The sequence below is a fragment of the Citrobacter sp. Ce104 genome, from assembly GCF_030334595.1.
Taxonomy (GTDB): Bacteria; Pseudomonadota; Gammaproteobacteria; order Enterobacterales; family Enterobacteriaceae; genus Citrobacter; species Citrobacter europaeus.
On sequence record NZ_JAOWDP010000062.1, the window covers coordinates 208,719 to 226,805 of the forward strand.

Here is an 18,087-nt window from a genome sequence, read left to right on the forward strand (position 1 = left end):
CGCGGGTAAGTAGACCACAGGAGGGAGAAAAAGTGCTTATAGAGAATGAAAATGGCGCATATATTTTTGTAAATATATGCGCCAGGTATTAATCAGACTACTAATAGATTTAGGCGTGCGCCTCGGTGTAGACGCTACGTTGTGGCTGACGAATGGTGGTAGAAAGCGCCAGCGAAATGATTAACAACGCAAAGATAACGCAGAAGGTCACAAAGAACCCGCCAAACAGCGAGGCGATAATGGAACCGCAAATACTGCCAATACCGAAGCCCAGGTAGATAACACCGTAGTTTTTAGCCAGGTTATTCAGACCGAAGAATTCGCTCACCAGTGACGGGAACACGGTGATGGTGCCGCCAAAGTTAAATGCGACACAGGCAATCGCCATAAAGAAGGTGAGGTCATTCAGTGGCGCGAACAACAGAGCAGCCATACCCACCAGCGAAACAACCTGGCCAATGGTGATAACGCGAATACGGGAGATTTTATCGGACAGAATCCCCAGCACCAGACGGCCCGACAGGTTCGCGATAGAAATCACGGTAACCGCATTTGCCGCCGTTGCCACATCCATATGCGCCAGGCTTTGTGCGATATCTTTCGCCACGCCAATCACATACAGGCCGCTCATACACGCCGTCAGGAACATGACCGCCAGCATCCAGTACTGCGGTTTACGCATGGACTGCGCCAGGGTGAAGTCATTCTCGACCACGCCATTTTTCGTTTTCACTTCCTGATTCGGCGCATCTTTCATCAGCGTGGAGCCAAAGACGATCATTACCAGCACAATCGCGCCCCAAATCATGAAGGTTTTTTCCAGGCCTACGGTACTCAGTAACTGGCTATCGATAAATTTAAAACCGAGGCTGCCAAGGCCATAAGAACCGATGGCAAAGGCGGAAATCAACCCTTTACGCTCCGGGAACCATTTTACGCAGTTGGAAAGCGTTAACAGGTAACCTGCACCATCCGCCAGACCAACCAGCACACCGGCGCTCAGCCACAGCATAATCAGGCTGTCGGAGTGGGCGGTTAAGAAGAAGCCGACGCCGAGTAAAACACCGGAGGCCATGGTGACGCGTTTCACGCCAAAACGTTCCTGCAGCTTGCCGGCAACGGAAGAGGAAATCGCCAGCCCAAGGCTCAGCAAGCCAAAGGAAAAGGCAACCTGGCTCACTGGCGCATCAAGCTTAGAAGAGAGTGCGCCATTAAACAGGCTCCAGGTATAAACAGAACCTAAAGCAAATTGGGTAATAATGGTGCCGATCAGAGTCAGCCAGCGGGTACGCTGATAATCAGAAGTTTTCATGGCAGTCTTCCTGCATAAACAAAATGGGAAATTCTCTGCCAACAACCATACCGAAGCGCTTTTATGAGCAGGAGAAAACGGCATGAAATGCCGCCAGGACGGAATGAAATGCCTGGATTGTGGAATGAATGACGAGACAAAAAGTTGGGTTACTGAATTTTATCGCATGAGTTAGTACACGCTATCGCTGAGGCGCGTGTGATTGTTGATCTCAATATGTAACAGAGATGTTTTCCTGATGATTTTTTACGTTAAAATTTGGCGCTCACACCCATGGTGTACATATAGTCGCTGTTGTTGGTGCTATTTTCCGCCTGCGAGAGCGCCGCATAAGCCGCCATGTGCGGGTTCAACAGCATGTCTGCACCGACGGTAACATCCAGCCAGTTACCGTCCTGACCCGCCGCCGTCATGCGGCTGAGGCCCGACTGCGCTTTCCAGATATTCTCGCCAAACTGCTGGTTATAGCTGATTTGCGCCCACGGTCGCACATCACCGAACTGGGAGTTTACTCGCCAGCCTAACGTGCTGACGCTGGCATGCCACAACGGATCGTTCTGCGCTACCGACGTCGCGCTATCGCCAAACTCGTTGTAAGTAGACGTGGTTGAACCGTCATAATGCAGCGCGGCAACCGGACCGGTTGTCACCTGCCTTGAAAGCGGGAAGTTCCAGCCCATACTCATGCCGCTGGTCGCCTCCATAGGCGTCTCATCCGCCAGATTCACCACGGGCCCCGCTACGTTTTGAGTGGAGCGGATACGTTCTTCCAGAATGTCGTTATAACGTGGTTGGTGATCGCTGTCCCATGTATAACGTTCAGCCGTATGCCCTGACATCGCATCAACGATATATTCTTGTTGCCAGCCATATGCTGTATTGATGGACAGCGCACAAACTATGACGCTCGCCAGAGTTAACCTTTGGCGACCACTACTGTTTCTTATAATCATCAACGCGACTCCAGAAAAGAGCCGAATTCGGCGATATTATTGTCATTGTGTGAAGGATATCGGGCCCATCAGGCCCTGTATTAAATATTGTCTTTTTAGCTGGCGCGTCAAGGCGGGCCGAATGAAATTTTTACGCCAGTAAAAACAGCGAGGAAGAATATGCAGCGTTGCGGATGGGTCAGCCAGGACCCACTTTACATTGCCTACCACGACAAGGAATGGGGCGTCCCCGAAACCGATGGCAAAAAGCTGTTCGAAATGATCTGCCTTGAAGGCCAGCAGGCCGGATTATCGTGGATTACCGTACTAAAGAAACGGGAAAATTATCGCCACGCCTTCCACCATTTTGACCCGGAAAAAGTGGCGGCCATGACTGAAGAGGATGTGGAGAGGCTGGTACTGGATGCTGGCATTATTCGCCATCGCGGAAAGATTCAGGCCATTATCGGCAACGCTCGCGCCTTTTTGACCATGGCGCAAAACGGAGAGTCGTTTAGCGAGTTCGTCTGGTCATTTGTTGATAACCAACCGCAAGTGACCCGCGCCGCCAACCTGAGCGATATCCCCACCTCAACGCCTGCGTCAGACGCGCTGTCTAAAGCGTTAAAAAAACGCGGGTTTAAATTTGTCGGCACCACCATTTGTTACTCCTTTATGCAGGCGTGCGGCCTGGTCAACGATCATGTCACCAGTTGCATCTGCTATCCGGGAGAACAACATGATTCGTGAATCAAAGGCTGACGATCTACCGGCGATTCTGGCGCTATGGATGGAAAGCACAATCCATGCCCACCCGTTTATCGAAGAGCGCTACTGGCGCGAAAGTGAATCCATCGTGCGTGATGTTTACCTGCCCGCCGCGCAAACCTGGGTGTGGGAAGAAGAAGGCGAGCTCAAAGGCTTTGCCAGCGTTATTGATGACCGCTTTCTCGGCGCGCTGTTTGTCGCGCCTGCCGCCATCAGAAACGGGATCGGCAAAGCGCTGGTGCAGCATGTGCAGCAGCGCTTTTCGATACTCAGCCTTGAGGTCTACCAGAAGAACCAATCGGCGGTGAACTTCTACCATGCGCTGGGTTTTCGCATTGAAGACGGCGCATGGCAGGAGGAAACTCACCATCCCACGTGGATTATGGGCTGGCAGGCGGATCAAACGCCGTAAGGGTCAACGTTGGTCCGCTGTATTTTTCGAGCCACGCCAGCGCAGTGTTGCCCGCGCAGCCATTCCCCAGCTTCGAGCTGGGGAGATCTTTGGTCAGCACGTTGACGGCGCCATTTTTACAAATACCGTTAGCAGCGAGATCCAAATCAGGCCAGGCGCCTTCATGAATACAGATGACGCCAGGTTTAATACCTGCCGACACCACCGCTCCCGCCAGAACTTGTCCTCGCTGATTCCACACCCTGACCGTGTCGCCATCCACAATGCCGCGCGCGTGGGCGTCCTGCGGGTGGATCGTGACCGGCTCACGATCCGCTACCGCATACTGTTCGCGCAACGCGCTGTAGTTAAGCTGGCTGTGCAAACGGTGAGCCGGATGAGCGGAAAGCAACTGTAACTGCTCCGGCTCTGCGTTACCGAACCACTCATCAGGCTCCAGCCACATCGGGTGTCCCGCACAGTCTGCGTAGTCGTAACCGGCAATCCTCTCACAGTAGATTTCAATTTTTCCGCTGTCCGTTTTCAGCGGATGCGCCTGCGGGTCGCGGCGAAAATCCGCGAAACGGATAAACTGCGCGCTGGCGGCGTTTTCTGGCATTTCGATCAGGGCGTTGCGCTGCCAAAACTCGGCGAAAGGCGGCAATGTCACCTGCTGACTGGCCCCGCGTTGCCCGGCAATATTGTAAAAGGTCTCCAGCCACGCCAGTTCGCTTCTACCTTCGGTAAATCGGTCATATCCGCCTTTTTCCCAGCGTTCACTCAGCTCGGCAAAGACATCATAATCATTTCTCGCTTCGTCCTGCGGCGGTACGACCTGCTTCATCGGTACCAGATGCTGGTTGCTGTAATCGCCGGTCATGGTCAAATCATTACGCTCAAACGACGTTGTCGCCGGCAGCACGATATCGGCATGCTTCGCTGCGGCAGTCCAGAAACATTCCGAAATAACCACCAGCTCCGGTTTCTGCCAGGCGCGAATTAAACGGTTGGTATCCTGGTGATGAGTGAAGTTAGCCCCGCCCGCCCACCACAGCATGCGGATGTCCGGGAAATGGCGGTCCATTCCATTATGCTGGTAAAAACCGCCGGGGTTCTCCAGCGCGTCGACAATACGCGCCACCGGGATTTTATCCACCGCGTCGGTGCCGCCTTTAATGCTGCCCTGCATTGAGGCCAGCACCGCAGAGCGGCGCGTTGGGTTGCCGCCGTTGGCAAAATGGTACGACAGCCCAAAGCCACCGCCTGGCGTGCCGATTTGTCCAAGCATGGCGGCCAGGGTGACGATCATCCAGTGCTTCTGCTCGCCATACTGCTGGCGCTGCATCCCCCATCCTGCCATCAGCATGGTGGTGTTTTGGTGAAATATCGCCGCCAGCTCACGTATTTTCGCTGCCGGAATGCCACAAATGTCGGCTGCCCACTCCGCCGTTTTTGCAACATCGTCAGATTTACCCAGCAGATAGTCGGCAAAACGGGCGTAACCGGTCGTGCACCGGGCGAGAAAGTCCTCGTCGTGCCAGCCGTTTTCCACCAGCGTATGCGCGATACCCAGCATCAACGCCACGTCAGTCCCCATATGCGGGGCGATCCATTCCATCTTATCGCCAAAGAAATCGACGCTTTCCGATCGCATCGGATCGATACAGATCAATCGTTTCCCGCTGTCGCGTAAAGCCGCAAAGTAAGCGATCCCCTGTTCGTCAGAAGCGTTCCAGGCAATCTTCAGGGTATTCAGCGGATTGGCGCTCCATAACACCACCACCTCGCTGTGCTCCAGCACCACCGGCCAGCTGGTTTGCTGCTGATAAACTTCGTTGCCGCCCACCACGTACGGCATGATGGCCTGCGCAGCCCCCGTCGAGTAATCCCCCAGATGCCCGGTATAACCGCCCGCCAGCGCCATATAACGCTGTAACAGCGTCGCGGCTTTGTGTAACACGCCGTTGGAACGCCAGCCGTAGGAACCAGCAAAAATCGAGGCCGGGCCGTAGCTGTCACGGATGCGTTTATGCTGCGTATGGATAAGATTTAGCGCGTCATCCCAACTGACGCGAACAAATTCATCCTGCCCGCGCACCCCCTGTGGGTTATCCGGCGAGGCGAGAAAGCCTTTACGCACCATCGGAAAACGTACCCGCGTTTTACTGTGAACCTGGTCGCGCACCACGGTTTGCAAAGAGTTGGGATGGGTGCCAGGCAGCGCGCCACGCGAGGAGAAAACCGTCTCCCCATCGGTTTCGACAAGGACTGGTCCCCAGTGAGCGGCGGTTAACACCGAGTAATGTGCGGGTGAATTAGCCAAGATGGTGCTCCTGAATGCGATGTGACGGCTTATTTATTATGCCGTTCAATGTTACTTACAAATTTCAGAGTCTTCCCTGGAATTTTCTTCATGTTCACACGTCATAATCAACCGCCACGGTCGCTGTGGCAAAGAAGAAAAAGTCATTAAGGAATTAAGATGAAGAAACGTGTTTTTGTTATTGCTGCCATCGTGAGCGGCGCCCTGGCGGTTTCTGGCTGCACAACAAACCCTTACACCGGCGAACGCGAAGCGGGTAAATCCGGCATTGGCGCGGGTATTGGCTCTCTGGTCGGCGCGGGCATTGGCGCACTCTCTTCTTCGAAGAAAGATCGCGGCAAAGGCGCACTGATTGGCGCAGCGGCTGGCGCGGCCGTTGGCGGCGGTGTCGGCTATTACATGGACGTGCAGGAAGCAAAACTGCGCGAAAAAATGCAGGGAACCGGCGTCAGCGTGACGCGTAGTGGCGATAACATCATTCTGAATATGCCAAATAACGTCACCTTCGACAGCAGCAGTGCCAACCTGAAACCTGCTGGTGCCAACACCCTGACCGGCGTAGCAATGGTACTGAAAGAGTACAATAAAACCGCCGTCAACGTGCTGGGCTTCACCGACAGCACCGGCAGCCAGGATCTGAATATGCGTCTGTCGCAGCAGCGCGCGGACTCCGTCGCCAGCGCCTTAATCACTCAAGGGGTCGCGGCTAACCGTATCCGCACTCAAGGTATGGGCCCGGCAAATCCGATCGCCAGCAACAGCACGGCAGAAGGTAAAGCGCAGAACCGTCGCGTAGAAATCACCTTAAGCCCACTTCAGTAACGTTTTGTGCCGGGTGAAGACAGGTCGAATCCATCCGGCATGAAGCACTTGCCATCGTTGATTTTCGCGTTAAGGTGTTGTCACCAAACTCAGGGAAATCAGCGATGAGCAAATCAACACGAGCAACCATCAGCGATGTGGCGAAAGCCGCAAAAACCGGCAAGACCAGCATTTCACGTTATCTCAACGGTGAAAAGCACCTGCTTTCCGACGCGCTGCTGGCCCGCATTGAACAAGCCATTGCCGATCTCGACTACCGCCCCAGCCTGATGGCAAGAGGCCTGAAACACGGTCGTACCCGCCTGATTGGCCTGATCATCGCCGATATTACAAATCCCTACTCCGTCAACGTGTTAAGCGGTATTGAAGCCGCCTGTCGCGATAAGGGCTTTACCCCGCTGGTGTGTAACACCAACAACGAAGTGGATCAGGAGCTGCATTATCTCGACCTGCTGCGCAGTTACCAGGTTGAAGGGATTGTGGTCAACGCCGTCGGGATGCGCGAAGAGGGGCTGAACCGCCTGCAGCAGTCTGCGCTGCCGATGGTGCTGATTGACCGTAAAATTCCCGATTTCGCCTGCGATATGGTCGGGCTGGATAACACCCAGGCGGCAACGGTTGCCACCGAGCATCTGGTCGAGCAAGGTTTTGAAGCCATCCTGTTCCTCAGCGAACCGCTGGGCATGGTGAATACGCGCCGCGAACGTCTGAGCGCTTTTCGCGCCACGCTCGCGCAGTACCCCGGCGTTATCGCGCAAAATGCTGAAGTCCCGCTAACGGACAATACGCAACTGGATGACACGCTGCGCCATTTCCACCAGCAGCATCGGGGCATGCGTAAAGCCGTTATCTCCGCCAATGGCGCCCTCACGCTACAGGTTGCCCGCGCCCTGAAGCGCATTGGCCTTAACTGGGGCAGCGATATCGGCCTGCTCGGTTTTGACGAACTGGAATGGGCAGAGCTGGCGGGCGTCGGTATTACCACATTGAAACAACCCACCTGGCAGATTGGCTACACTGCCGTTGAGCAGGTTGTAAGCCGAATTGATGGCGGCTCTTCTGCCATTCAGGAACAGGTCTTCTCCGGCGAGCTGATCGTACGCGGCTCTACCGCCCGTTAAATTACCTTCGTGATGGTGATCATAAATTCGACATCCCAGGCTTTTCTTTGGAACCGGTTCCATCTAGCGTTATTACAAGAACGCTAGTCTGGAGTTTCCATGAAAAGAAAAATTATGGTGGTCACCGCCGCTTACGGCCAAGACCAGGTGCGGGCCGCAGGCGGACAAACGGCATTATTGCCTATCATTGCCGAAGCCGGTGCTGACGGCGTTGAAATCCGCCGCGAGTTATTAACCGATGCCGAGCTGAAAACGCTCCCTACGATGGCTTCTGCTATCGAAATCTTCGGCCTGCTGGCCTGTTACTCAGCACCTGAGCCATTGTTCCTTGCGAACGGTAACCTCAACCCCCAACTTCCCGCGCTACTTGAAGAAGCGCAGGCCCTGCAGGCGCTGTGGTTAAAAGTCTCCCTCGGCCATTTTTCCCATACCGAACAGTTCAACGTTTTACGCGAATGGCTCGACAACAGCGGAATGGAGCTGGTTGTTGAGAACGATCAAACCGCCTGCGGACGCCTGCAACCGATGCAGCGCTTTAACGAAGCCTGTCAGACGCAAAACCTGCCGATATCTTTAACCTTCGATATGGGCAACTGGCTGTGGGTGGGCGACTCCCCGGAAGAAGCAGCACAAAACCTGGCGTCAACCGTTGGCTATATCCATGTCAAAGCCGCTGTCACACATCGCGACAGCTACCGCGCCGTACCGCCAGATGCAACAGACTCGCGCTGGATGGCGCTGCTAAAAACGCTGCCCAACGACGTCCCGCGCGGCATTGAGTTCCCCCTGGAAGGGCAGGATCTGACGGCGGTTACCCGCCACTACGTCGAGCTGTTACGCGAGGAGTAACGTATGAAAAATTCACTGGATGTGGTCACTATTGGTGAAGCGATGGCGATGTTTGTCGCCACGCAAACTGGCGAACTGGCGGATGTGGAGCAGTTTATCAAGCGCGTTGCAGGCGCGGAGCTTAACGTGGCGACCGGTCTTGCCCGTCTGGGCCTGAAGGTCGGCTGGGTGAGCCGCGTTGGCAACGACAGTTTTGGCCGTTTTATCGTTAAGTCGCTGGAAAAAGAAGGGATTGATGCGCAGGGAGTCACCCAGGACGGGCGTTACGCTACCGGCTTTCAGCTTAAATCTAAGGTCGAAAATGGAACCGATCCCATTGTGGAGTATTTCCGCAAAGGTTCCGCTGCCAGCCGCCTCAGCGTTGAGGATTACCACGAGGCCTATTTCGCCAGCGCACGCCACCTGCACCTGAGCGGCGTAGCAGCCGCGCTTTCCTCCAGCTCTTATGAACTACTGGCGCATACCGCCCGCACCATGAAGGCCCAGGGGAAGACCATCTCGTTCGACCCGAATTTGCGCCCGGTACTGTGGAAAAGCGAAGCCGAGATGGTGGAAAAACTGAACCGGCTGGCATTTCAGGCTGACTGGGTTCTACCCGGGTTAAAAGAGGGCATGATTTTAACCGGTCAGCAAACGCCTGAAGCCATCGCCGACTTTTATCTGCGCCATGGCGTGAAGGCCGTGATCGTTAAAACCGGGGCTGATGGCGCCTGGTACAAAACTGCCAGCGGTGAACAAGGCTGCGTTGCGCCGGTAAAAGTCGACAACGTGGTCGATACGGTCGGCGCAGGCGATGGCTTTGCCGTGGGCGTTATCAGCGCCCTGCTCGAAGGCCGCTCGCTACATCAGGCAGTGACCCGCGGCAATAAAATTGGCGCACTGGCCATTCAGGTTCAGGGCGACAGCGAAGGATTACCCACACGTGAACAATTAGGGGAATAAATTCCCGGCCAACTCTGTACCCTACATACAGAGGCGGCGTAACAGCATAACCAGAGGGCAGTCTATGAATAGCTCAACTAATGCAGCAAAACGCTGGTGGTACATCATGCCAATCGTGTTTATCACGTATAGCCTGGCGTACCTTGACCGCGCGAACTTCAGCTTCGCCTCCGCCGCAGGTATCAACGAGGACCTCGGCATTACCAAAGGGATCTCTTCCCTGCTGGGCGCGCTGTTTTTCCTTGGTTATTTCTTCTTTCAGATCCCGGGCGCAATTTATGCCGAACGCCGCAGCGTACGAAAACTGATTTTTGTCTGTCTGATCCTCTGGGGTGCCTGCGCGTCGTTAACCGGGATGGTCAGCAATATTCCAATGCTTGCCGCCATTCGCTTTATTCTTGGCGTCGTTGAAGCCGCCGTGATGCCGGCAATGCTGATTTATATCAGCAACTGGTTTACAAAATCCGAGCGCTCGCGCGCTAACACCTTCCTGATCCTCGGTAATCCGGTCACCGTCCTGTGGATGTCCGTGGTTTCCGGTTACCTGATTCAGGCGCTGGGCTGGCGGGAAATGTTTATCATCGAGGGCTTCCCGGCCATCATCTGGGCATTCTGCTGGTGGGTGCTGGTAAAAGACAAACCGTCTCAGGTCGGCTGGCTGTCAGAATCTGAAAAAGCCGCGCTTCAGGCGCAACTGGAAAAAGAGCAGCAAGGCATCAAAGCCGTACGTAACTACAGCGAGGCTTTCCGCTCACGTAACGTTATCCTGCTGTGCATGCAGTATTTCGCCTGGAGTATTGGCGTCTATGGTTTTGTCCTGTGGCTGCCGTCGATTATCCGCAACGGCGGTGCAAATCTGGGGATGGTAGAGGTTGGCTGGCTGTCATCCGTACCGTATCTGGCGGCGACGGCGGCGATGATCCTCGTCTCCTGGGCCTCCGATAAGCTGCAAAATCGTAAACTGTTTGTCTGGCCGCTGTTACTCATTGCCGCTTTCGCTTTTATCGGCTCATGGGCCGTGGGCGCAGACCACTTCTGGATTTCTTACACGCTGTTGGTTATTGCGGGTGCGGCAATGTATGCCCCTTATGGCCCCTTCTTCGCCATCATTCCGGAAATGCTGCCGCGCAACGTCGCCGGTGGGGCAATGGCGCTGATAAACAGCATGGGCGCGCTAGGCTCATTCTTTGGTTCATGGTTTGTCGGCTACCTAAATGGCGCAACCGGCAGCCCGTCCGCCTCGTACATTTTTATGGGGGTAGCGCTTTTTGTCTCAGTATGGCTAACTTTGATCGTTAAGCCTGCTAATAATCAACAGCTACCTATTGGCGCACGCCACGCTTAAATTTTAACTTACGGAGATTCGCATGAAGCCGTCCATTATTCTCTATAAAGCGTTACCTGACGATTTACTGCATCGCCTGGAAGAGCATTTTACTGTGACTCAGGTGCCTAACCTGCGCCCGGACACGGTCGCACAGCACGCCGACGCTTTTGCCAATGCAGAAGGTCTCCTAGGCTCCAGTGAAGCCGTCAATACCGCCCTGCTGGAGAAAATGCCCAGGCTGCGTGCGACATCCACAATTTCCGTAGGCTATGACAACTTCGACGTCGATGCTCTCAACGCGCGTAAGGTGCTGTTGATGCACACGCCAACCGTGCTGACGGAAACCGTCGCCGATACGGTGATGGCACTGGTGTTAAGCACCGCTCGCCGCGTGGTAGAAGTCGCTGAACGAGTTAAAGTTGGCGAATGGACCAAAAGTATCGGGCCGGACTGGTTTGGTACCGATGTACACCACAAAACGCTGGGGATTGTCGGCATGGGCCGTATTGGCCTGGCACTGGCACAACGCGCGCATTTCGGCTTTAGCATGCCAATTCTCTACAACGCGCGTCGTCATCACCAGGAGGCGGAAGAGCGCTTCAATGCACGTTACTGCGATCTTGATACGCTGTTGCAGGAGTCTGATTTTGTTTGCCTGATCCTGCCGTTAACCGAAGAAACGCATCATCTGTTCAGCACCGAACAGTTCGCCAAAATGAAGTCTTCCGCCATTTTCATTAATGCCGGACGTGGACCAGTGGTAGATGAAAAAGCGCTGATTGCCGCCCTGCAAAATGGGGAAATTCATGCCGCAGGCCTGGATGTGTTTGAGCAGGAGCCATTACCGGCTGACTCACCGCTGCTGTCGCTGCCAAACGTGGTTGCCGTGCCGCACATTGGTTCAGCCACGCATGAAACACGCTATAACATGGCGGCCTGTGCAGTGGATAATTTAATCGATGCGCTGCAAGGACACCTTGAGAAAAACTGCGTGAACCCGCAGGTCGCGCCATAAACAAAAGGCCGGGTAGCGCTTACGCTCACCCGGCCTTTCATGTATTACAGCGTCTTAATTACTGAGCGGCATTCACCGCAGCAGTCCAGGCCTGATTAAATGCCTGATGCTGAGAAGCCAACGGGCCAATCAGCGTGTTGTACTGACTTGCCTGCTGTGACGTTGGGAACTCGATACCGTTGGCGACAAAGCTCACCTGTGTATCCTGCTGCGCGACAAAATCACCGACCTGCACTAACTGCTGCGTGAAGATTTGCGCGGCAGGAATCAGCGGCTGTAACGCCTCTGAAGGTACAGTGACGACTTTGTTGTAGACCTGGTCAAAGACCGGCTTCAGATCCTCGCCCTGCTTCAGCGCGCCATGCGCAGCATCCGCCTGCAGTTTCGCATTCTGCAACTGTTGCCCTAACACGCCCAACGCACCATTTGCCTGACGCAACGGTTCACGCTGAGTCACATAATCCTGAGGAACACGAATCGCATTTACGCTATCAACCACCGGACGCAGACCGGAGTCCATCGCCTGATTAACCTGCTGTGAATAGCCATACAGAATCGCGTAATCGGACACAAACGGGCCAAACTGTTTTTTCTGATCGGCGGTCAGCGTTGGTAAACGCTCTCCGCTACGCATTGCAGTATTCTGCAGAAAATCGATAAACGCTTTGCGTTGATCGCCTTCTTTATCAAAACACCCACTCAGGCCAACTACCATTAAGAGCGCCAAAACAGGCGCAAACCAGCGAGAGCAGGACTTACCTGTCGCCATTTTAATACTCCTTTCACCCAAAAATGCGCACAACGACACCCGCGTGCCTGACGTTGACAAGGATAGTCCAGGTCAGCCCCGCAAGATACCCTTTCCGCGTAATCTTGTGGGGGAAAATAACCACTCCCGCCACCCTTCGTTTTGCTAAACAATGCTGCATTTGCCCCACGGCGTCATATTTTAGTCATCTTTACAATCGGGTTCGCTCGTTCGGAGATCCCGACCGTTATCAGTTCGTTAGCCTGCAAAAGATTATCGGCCACGATCCGCTGAAACGAATCCATCACGCAAAGCTTAAATCCGGCTTCATTTTTTCCGACTACTCTTAATGAGCTTCGATGAAATTCACGATCCCGCTGTGTGATTTGTAGGAGTTCTCAATGGAATACAAAGATCCTATGTTTGAACTGCTGAGCAGTCTGGAGCAGATTGTTTTTAAAGATGTATCGCAGACGGTCACTCTGACGCAAAAAACCAACCCTTTCACCGAATTTGAACAGCTACGACGAGGGACAGGTTTAAAAACAGACGATTTTGCCCGGGTGATGGGCGTGACGGTCGCAATGGTTCATGAATGGGAGTCTAAACGCGTAAAGCCTTCCAGTACCGAATTGAAGTTAATGCGCCTGATTCAGGCAGACCCAAGACTAAGTAAGCAATTGATGGATTGAACTATTTTTCAATTTTACCTAAGAACGGTCCGGTAAAAGGACCGTTCCCTTACGGAGAGTATCCACAAATGAGAAAATAGTAGTTGCATCCACATGCGGAAAATGAGTTAATGCCCTCAACGGTTTGACGTACAGACCATTACAGCAGTTAGTAAGGCAAGTCCCTTCAAGAGTTATCGTTGATACCCCTCGTAGTGAGCATTTCCTTTACTGTTAAAAAATCTGTAGAGCACGCCATATCGCCGAAAGGCACACTTATTTTTTAAAAGGTAATACACTATGTCCGGTAAAATGACTGGTATCGTAAAATGGTTCAACGCTGACAAAGGTTTCGGCTTCATCACTCCTGACGATGGCTCTAAAGACGTGTTCGTACACTTCTCTGCTATCCAGAACGATGGCTACAAATCTCTGGACGAAGGTCAGAAAGTTTCCTTCACCATCGAAAGCGGCGCTAAAGGCCCGGCAGCTGGCAACGTAACCAGCCTGTAAGCTTAAAAAGCTCAAAATTCTGAATCCCTGCCATACGGCGGGGATTTTTTTTATCTGTACTTCGCAAGGCTTCCCCCCAAACGCTTCTTTGCATTACTTTACCCGTCGTCCCTTTGACCTTTCCCTAAGGGCAAGCTTTATAGTGAGCCAGTCTGTATTCCACAACATTCACAAGGAATTGAAGCTATGTCGAAATCTTCACTGCTGCTGATATTAGGTTTGCTCACAACCGGTAGCGCGTTCGCTGCAACCCCACCAGCGACTTTTCTGGCGGAGAATGGGCTCAGCGGTAAATCCGTCGAGCAAATCGTCGAAACCATTGACCAGTCGCCGCAGAGCCGCCCGCTGCCGTACTCCGCATCCATCACCAGTACCGAATTAAAGCTCTCGTCGGGCGATCAGATTTATACCCTGCCGCTCGGTGACAAGTTCTATCTGTCATTTGCCCCTTATGAATGGCAAACACATCCTTGCTTCAACCACAGCCTTTCTGGCTGCCAGGGTGAAATGCCGGAGAAAACATTCAATGTCAAAGTGACGGATAACAAGGGGGGCTTGGTGGTCCAAAAAGAGATGAAGAGCGGTCGAAATGGCTTCGTCGGGATATGGTTACCGCGCAATATGACAGGTACCATCGCAGTAAGCTACAACGGTAAAACAGCGCAGTATCCCATCACGACGATGGAAGACAGCCAGACCTGTCTGACAAAATTACAGTTGCGCTAACAACATAAAAAAATGCCGGATAAGGCACAGCCGCCATCCGGCATTTTCTAAGTCAGCTCAGGACCATTACTGCAGCAGAGAAATATCCGCCACGCGCAGGAACAGTTCGCGCAGTTTTTCGAGCATAGACAGACGGTTAATACGCAGATCTTTATCTTCCACGTTAACCATCACTTTCTCAAAGAACGCATCAACCGGTTCACGCAGCGCCGATAGCTCAACCAGCGCTTCCTGGTAATGACCGGCTGCAAAAACAGGCTCCAGCTTATCGCGCAGCACCACAACCTGCATCGCCAGCGCAATTTCTTCCGGCTCCTTCAGCGTTGCCGCATTTACGCGGTCATTCAACGTCTCTTCAGACTTCGCCAGGATGTTCGATACACGCTTGTTCGCGGCAGCCAGCGCGGACGCGGCTTCCAGCGTACGGAAGTGCGAAACCGCCTTCATACGTGCGTCAAAATCAGCCGGACGAGTCGGACGACGCGCCAGTACTGCCTGGATGGTATCGACGGTGTAACCTTCATCCTGATACCAGGCGCGGAAGCGACCAAGCATAAAGTCGATAACGTCATCCACCACGTTGGCGTTAGTCAGCTTATCGCCATACAGACGAACCGCTTCCTCGGTCAACGTTTGCAGATCCAGGTTCAGGTTCTTCTCAACGATGATACGCAGTACGCCCAGCGCGGCACGACGCAGCGCAAACGGGTCTTTGTCACCTTTCGGATGCTGACCGATACCGAAGATACCCGCCAGAGTATCCATCTTATCGGCAATCGCCACGGCACAGGCAACCGGGTTAGACGGCAGGTCATCACCAGCAAAACGCGGCTGATACTGCTCGTTCAGCGCCACAGCCACATCTTCCGCTTCACCATCGTGACGCGCGTAGTGCATGCCCATTACGCCCTGGGTATCAGTGAACTCGAAGACCATGTTGGTCATCAGGTCGCACTTAGACAGCAGGCCAGCACGCGTTGCGTGGTTAACGTCAGCGCCAATCTGACCAGCAATCCAGCCCGCCAGCGCCTGGATACGGTCAGTCTTGTCGCGCAGCGTACCCAGTTGCTGTTGGAACAGCACGGTTTGCAGACGCGGCAGATGGTCTTCCAGACGTTTTTTACGGTCGGTATTGAAGAAGAACTCGGCATCCGCCAGACGTGGACGAACTACCTTCTCATTACCGGAGATAATCTGGCTCGGATCTTTCGATTCGATGTTGGCAACGAAGATAAAGTTCGGCAGCAGTTTGCCGTCGTTCGCGTAAACCGGGAAGTACTTCTGGTCACCTTTCATGGTGTGTACCAGCGCTTCAGACGGAACCGCGAGGAATTTCTCTTCGAACTTCGCAGTCAACACTACCGGCCATTCCACCAGCGAGGTGACTTCTTCCAGCAGGCTTTCGCTCAGGTCAGCGTTACCGCCAATCTTACGCGCCGCTTCTTCAGCATCGGCTTTGATTTTCGCTTTACGCTCAGCGTAATCCGCAATCACTTTGCCGCGCTCACGCAGGATTTCTGGGTACTGATCGGCAGAATCGATGGTGAATTCCGGCTCGCCCATAAAGCGATGTCCGCGGATCACGCGATCTGACTGAATACCCAGAATAGTTGCCGGAATGACTTTGTCGCCCAGCAGCAGGGTCACGGTGTGAACCGGACGCACGAAGTGCACGTCAGACGCGCCCCAGCGCATCAGTTTCGGGATAGGCAGTTTCGCCAAAGAGGTGGCGATCATATTCGGCAGCAGCGCTTCAGCGCTTTCACCTTTCACATGCGCGCGATACAGCAGCCACTCACCTTTGTCGGTGGTCAGACGCTCAGCCTGGTCAACCGTAATGCCGCAGCCACGCGCCCAACCTTCTGCCGCTTTGCTCGGTTTTCCTTCAGCGTCAAACGCCTGGGAAATGGCCGGGCCACGTTTTTCAACTTCACGGTCAGGTTGCGCTTGTGCCAGACTCGCGACTTTCAGCGCCAGACGACGCGGCGCGGCGAACCACTCCACGTTGCCGTGCGCGATGCCAGCGTTATCCAGCTCCGCAGTAACGTTCGCAGCAAAGGACTCAGCCAGGCTGCGCAGTGCTTTTGGTGGCAGCTCTTCAGTGCCGATTTCCACCAGAAAAGTTTTCTCAGACATGGCCGCCTCTTATTTGTCTTTGTTGCACATCGGGAAGCCAAGGGCTTCACGGGAAGCGTAGTAAGCTTCTGCCACTGCTTTGGTCAGGGTGCGAATGCGCAGGATATAGCGCTGACGCTCGGTGACGGAGATCGCTTTACGCGCATCCAGCAGGTTGAAGCTATGGGCGGCTTTCAGGATACGTTCATACGCAGGCAGCGGCAGCGGATTTTCCAGCGCCAGCAACTGCTGTGCTTCTTTCTCGTACTGCTCGAAGCAGGTGAACAGGAAGTCCACGTCGGCGTATTCGAAGTTGTAGGTGGATTGCTCCACTTCGTTCTGATGGAACACGTCGCCGTAAGTGGTTTTACCCAGCGGGCCGTCGCTCCAGACCAGGTCGTAAACGCTGTCTACGCCCTGAATGTACATGGCCAGACGTTCCAGACCGTAGGTAATTTCCCCGGTCACAGGTTTACACTCCAGACCACCAACCTGCTGGAAGTAGGTGAACTGCGTCACTTCCATGCCGTTCAGCCACACTTCCCAACCCAGACCCCAGGCACCCAGCGTCGGGTTTTCCCAGTTATCTTCCACGAAACGGATATCGTGAATGGTCGGGTCCATACCCAGCTCTTTCAGAGAACCCAGGTACAGCTCCTGAATGTTGTCCGGAGACGGCTTAATCACTACCTGGAACTGATAGTAGTGCTGTAAGCGGTTCGGGTTTTCGCCATAGCGGCCATCGGTCGGACGACGAGAAGGCTGCACATAAGCAGTCGCCATCGGTTCCGGCCCCAGCGCACGCAGGCAGGTCATTGGGTGAGATGTGCCCGCGCCGACTTCCATGTCCAATGGTTGAACGATGGTGCAGCCCTGGCGAGCCCAGTAATCCTGTAAGGTCAGGATCAAGCCCTGGAAGGTCCTGGTATCAAACTTTTGCATATTATTTCGTGCTGGATACGTGTGGATTTAAAGGAAGCGGTCAGTATACCCGCTGGCTGCAAGATATACAGTACGAAACGGGAAAAAGGGGGAACTTAGCGCATGGAAAGGTGCAAAAACTGCCCGTCTGCATCAAAAGAGCAGACAAAACTCTCTTTACGGAAGGTCGAACCACGCATCTCATAGCTGCCCTGGAATTGTTCCAGGCCGGAGATATCAATTTTCTGCGCGCCGGTGTTATAAAGTTGTGCCGCCTCATTTTTGCACAGCGACTCCATATCCAGCGAGCGTGTTGCACTGACCTTAACCTTTTGCGCCTTCTGCGCGGGTGCAGGCGGCTGTGTGTTAGCGCACGCTACCAGCATGAGGGTAGCGATCGCGGGAAAGAAATACTTCATCATCATTTTATTACCGCCTGGTTTGCTGGTCAGTCTTATTATTAGTGTCTGGAAACGGATCCTATTTTGAGAATCTCATCAGACCATCTCAAGCTTTAGCGTAAGAACTCGGATTATTCCAGTGAGCTACGCGCGCAAAATTTCGGTCAGACTTTTTTTAACGGATACAGAG

At 53.8% G+C, this 18,087-nt stretch carries 18 protein-coding genes; 11 read left to right on the forward strand and 7 right to left on the reverse strand.

Annotated features, from left to right (window positions below):
- Positions 1-109: 109 nt before the first annotated feature.
- Together OGW16_RS09260 and OGW16_RS09265 are read right to left on the reverse strand one after the other, a co-directional pair.
- Positions 110-1,312 (reverse strand): L-lactate MFS transporter, encoded by a 1,203-nt coding sequence (locus tag OGW16_RS09260; RefSeq protein WP_043018673.1) that lies wholly within the window; start codon positions 1,310-1,312, stop codon positions 110-112.
- Between the two features lie 251 nt (positions 1,313-1,563).
- Positions 1,564-2,265: an autotransporter outer membrane beta-barrel domain-containing protein gene (locus tag OGW16_RS09265; RefSeq protein ID WP_075145504.1), complete on the reverse strand. Its 702-nt coding sequence runs from the start codon at positions 2,263-2,265 to the stop codon at positions 1,564-1,566.
- A 159-nt stretch (positions 2,266-2,424) separates the two neighbouring features.
- On the opposite strand from OGW16_RS09265, the gene tag reads away from it, so the two are divergent.
- Positions 2,425-2,994 carry a DNA-3-methyladenine glycosylase I gene (tag, locus tag OGW16_RS09270; RefSeq protein WP_003846107.1) on the forward strand — a complete coding sequence of 190 codons (570 nt, stop codon included), beginning with the start codon at positions 2,425-2,427 and terminating at the stop codon, positions 2,992-2,994.
- Positions 2,984-3,424: an N-acetyltransferase gene (locus OGW16_RS09275; protein ID WP_047407975.1), complete on the forward strand. Its 441-nt coding sequence runs from the start codon at positions 2,984-2,986 to the stop codon at positions 3,422-3,424. The genes tag and OGW16_RS09275 overlap by 11 nt, the downstream gene beginning before the upstream one ends.
- Here the strand turns inward: OGW16_RS09275 and OGW16_RS09280 are convergent.
- Positions 3,393-5,726, reverse strand: coding sequence for a molybdopterin guanine dinucleotide-containing S/N-oxide reductase (locus OGW16_RS09280; protein ID WP_172862496.1), 2,334 nt, complete (start codon positions 5,724-5,726; stop codon positions 3,393-3,395). The two genes, OGW16_RS09275 and OGW16_RS09280, sit on opposite strands and share 32 nt — an antisense overlap.
- Before the next feature lie 159 nt (positions 5,727-5,885).
- On the opposite strand from OGW16_RS09280, the gene OGW16_RS09285 reads away from it, so the two are divergent.
- The 6 genes from OGW16_RS09285 (at position 5,886) to ghrB (ending at position 11,802) form a co-directional block, all read left to right on the forward strand.
- Entirely contained in the window at positions 5,886-6,548 is a 663-nt protein-coding gene (locus tag OGW16_RS09285) for an OmpA family lipoprotein (protein WP_043018678.1), read from the forward strand.
- A gap of 104 nt (positions 6,549-6,652) precedes the next feature.
- Entirely contained in the window at positions 6,653-7,669 is a 1,017-nt protein-coding gene (locus tag OGW16_RS09290; protein ID WP_075145502.1) for a LacI family DNA-binding transcriptional regulator, read from the forward strand.
- Between the two features lie 99 nt (positions 7,670-7,768).
- Positions 7,769-8,518, forward strand: a complete 750-nt coding sequence (locus OGW16_RS09295; RefSeq protein ID WP_075145501.1) for a sugar phosphate isomerase/epimerase family protein — start codon at positions 7,769-7,771, stop codon at positions 8,516-8,518.
- A gap of 3 nt (positions 8,519-8,521) precedes the next feature.
- On the forward strand, positions 8,522-9,460 hold the full coding sequence (locus tag OGW16_RS09300; protein WP_043018681.1) for a sugar kinase: 939 nt from the start codon (positions 8,522-8,524) through the stop codon (positions 9,458-9,460).
- Positions 9,461-9,524: 64 nt separating this feature from the next.
- Positions 9,525-10,805 carry an MFS transporter gene (locus OGW16_RS09305; RefSeq protein ID WP_003827389.1) on the forward strand — a complete coding sequence of 427 codons (1,281 nt, stop codon included), beginning with the start codon at positions 9,525-9,527 and terminating at the stop codon, positions 10,803-10,805.
- 22 nt (positions 10,806-10,827) lie between these two features.
- Positions 10,828-11,802: a glyoxylate/hydroxypyruvate reductase GhrB gene (gene ghrB / locus OGW16_RS09310; RefSeq protein ID WP_075145500.1), complete on the forward strand. Its 975-nt coding sequence runs from the start codon at positions 10,828-10,830 to the stop codon at positions 11,800-11,802.
- Positions 11,803-11,860: 58 nt separating this feature from the next.
- Here ghrB and OGW16_RS09315 read toward each other — a convergent pair whose 3' ends face one another.
- Positions 11,861-12,571 carry a DUF3053 domain-containing protein gene (locus OGW16_RS09315; protein ID WP_286518347.1) on the reverse strand — a complete coding sequence of 237 codons (711 nt, stop codon included), beginning with the start codon at positions 12,569-12,571 and terminating at the stop codon, positions 11,861-11,863.
- Positions 12,572-12,951: 380 nt separating this feature from the next.
- On the opposite strand from OGW16_RS09315, the gene OGW16_RS09320 reads away from it, so the two are divergent.
- The 3 genes from OGW16_RS09320 (at position 12,952) to cueP (ending at position 14,460) form a co-directional block, all read left to right on the forward strand.
- A complete protein-coding gene (locus OGW16_RS09320; RefSeq protein ID WP_005133819.1) occupies positions 12,952-13,242 on the forward strand; it encodes an HTH-type transcriptional regulator in 291 nt (96 codons plus the stop codon).
- Positions 13,243-13,521: 279 nt separating this feature from the next.
- Complete coding sequence (gene cspE, locus OGW16_RS09325; RefSeq protein ID WP_000014594.1) at positions 13,522-13,734, forward strand: transcription antiterminator/RNA stability regulator CspE; 213 nt, start codon at positions 13,522-13,524, stop codon at positions 13,732-13,734.
- Between the two features lie 186 nt (positions 13,735-13,920).
- Positions 13,921-14,460 (forward strand): copper-binding periplasmic metallochaperone CueP, encoded by a 540-nt coding sequence (gene cueP, locus OGW16_RS09330; protein ID WP_047407962.1) that lies wholly within the window; start codon positions 13,921-13,923, stop codon positions 14,458-14,460.
- A gap of 66 nt (positions 14,461-14,526) precedes the next feature.
- On the opposite strand, the gene glyS is transcribed toward cueP, so the two are convergent.
- The 3 genes from glyS to OGW16_RS09345 form a co-directional block, all read right to left on the reverse strand.
- On the reverse strand, positions 14,527-16,596 hold the full coding sequence (gene glyS, locus OGW16_RS09335; protein ID WP_075145498.1) for a glycine--tRNA ligase subunit beta: 2,070 nt from the start codon (positions 16,594-16,596) through the stop codon (positions 14,527-14,529).
- Positions 16,597-16,605: 9 nt separating this feature from the next.
- Positions 16,606-17,517: a glycine--tRNA ligase subunit alpha gene (gene glyQ / locus OGW16_RS09340; RefSeq protein ID WP_001168551.1), complete on the reverse strand. Its 912-nt coding sequence runs from the start codon at positions 17,515-17,517 to the stop codon at positions 16,606-16,608.
- Positions 17,518-17,612: 95 nt separating this feature from the next.
- Positions 17,613-17,921: a YsaB family lipoprotein gene (locus OGW16_RS09345; RefSeq protein ID WP_047407959.1), complete on the reverse strand. Its 309-nt coding sequence runs from the start codon at positions 17,919-17,921 to the stop codon at positions 17,613-17,615.
- Positions 17,922-18,087: the final 166 nt, after the last annotated feature.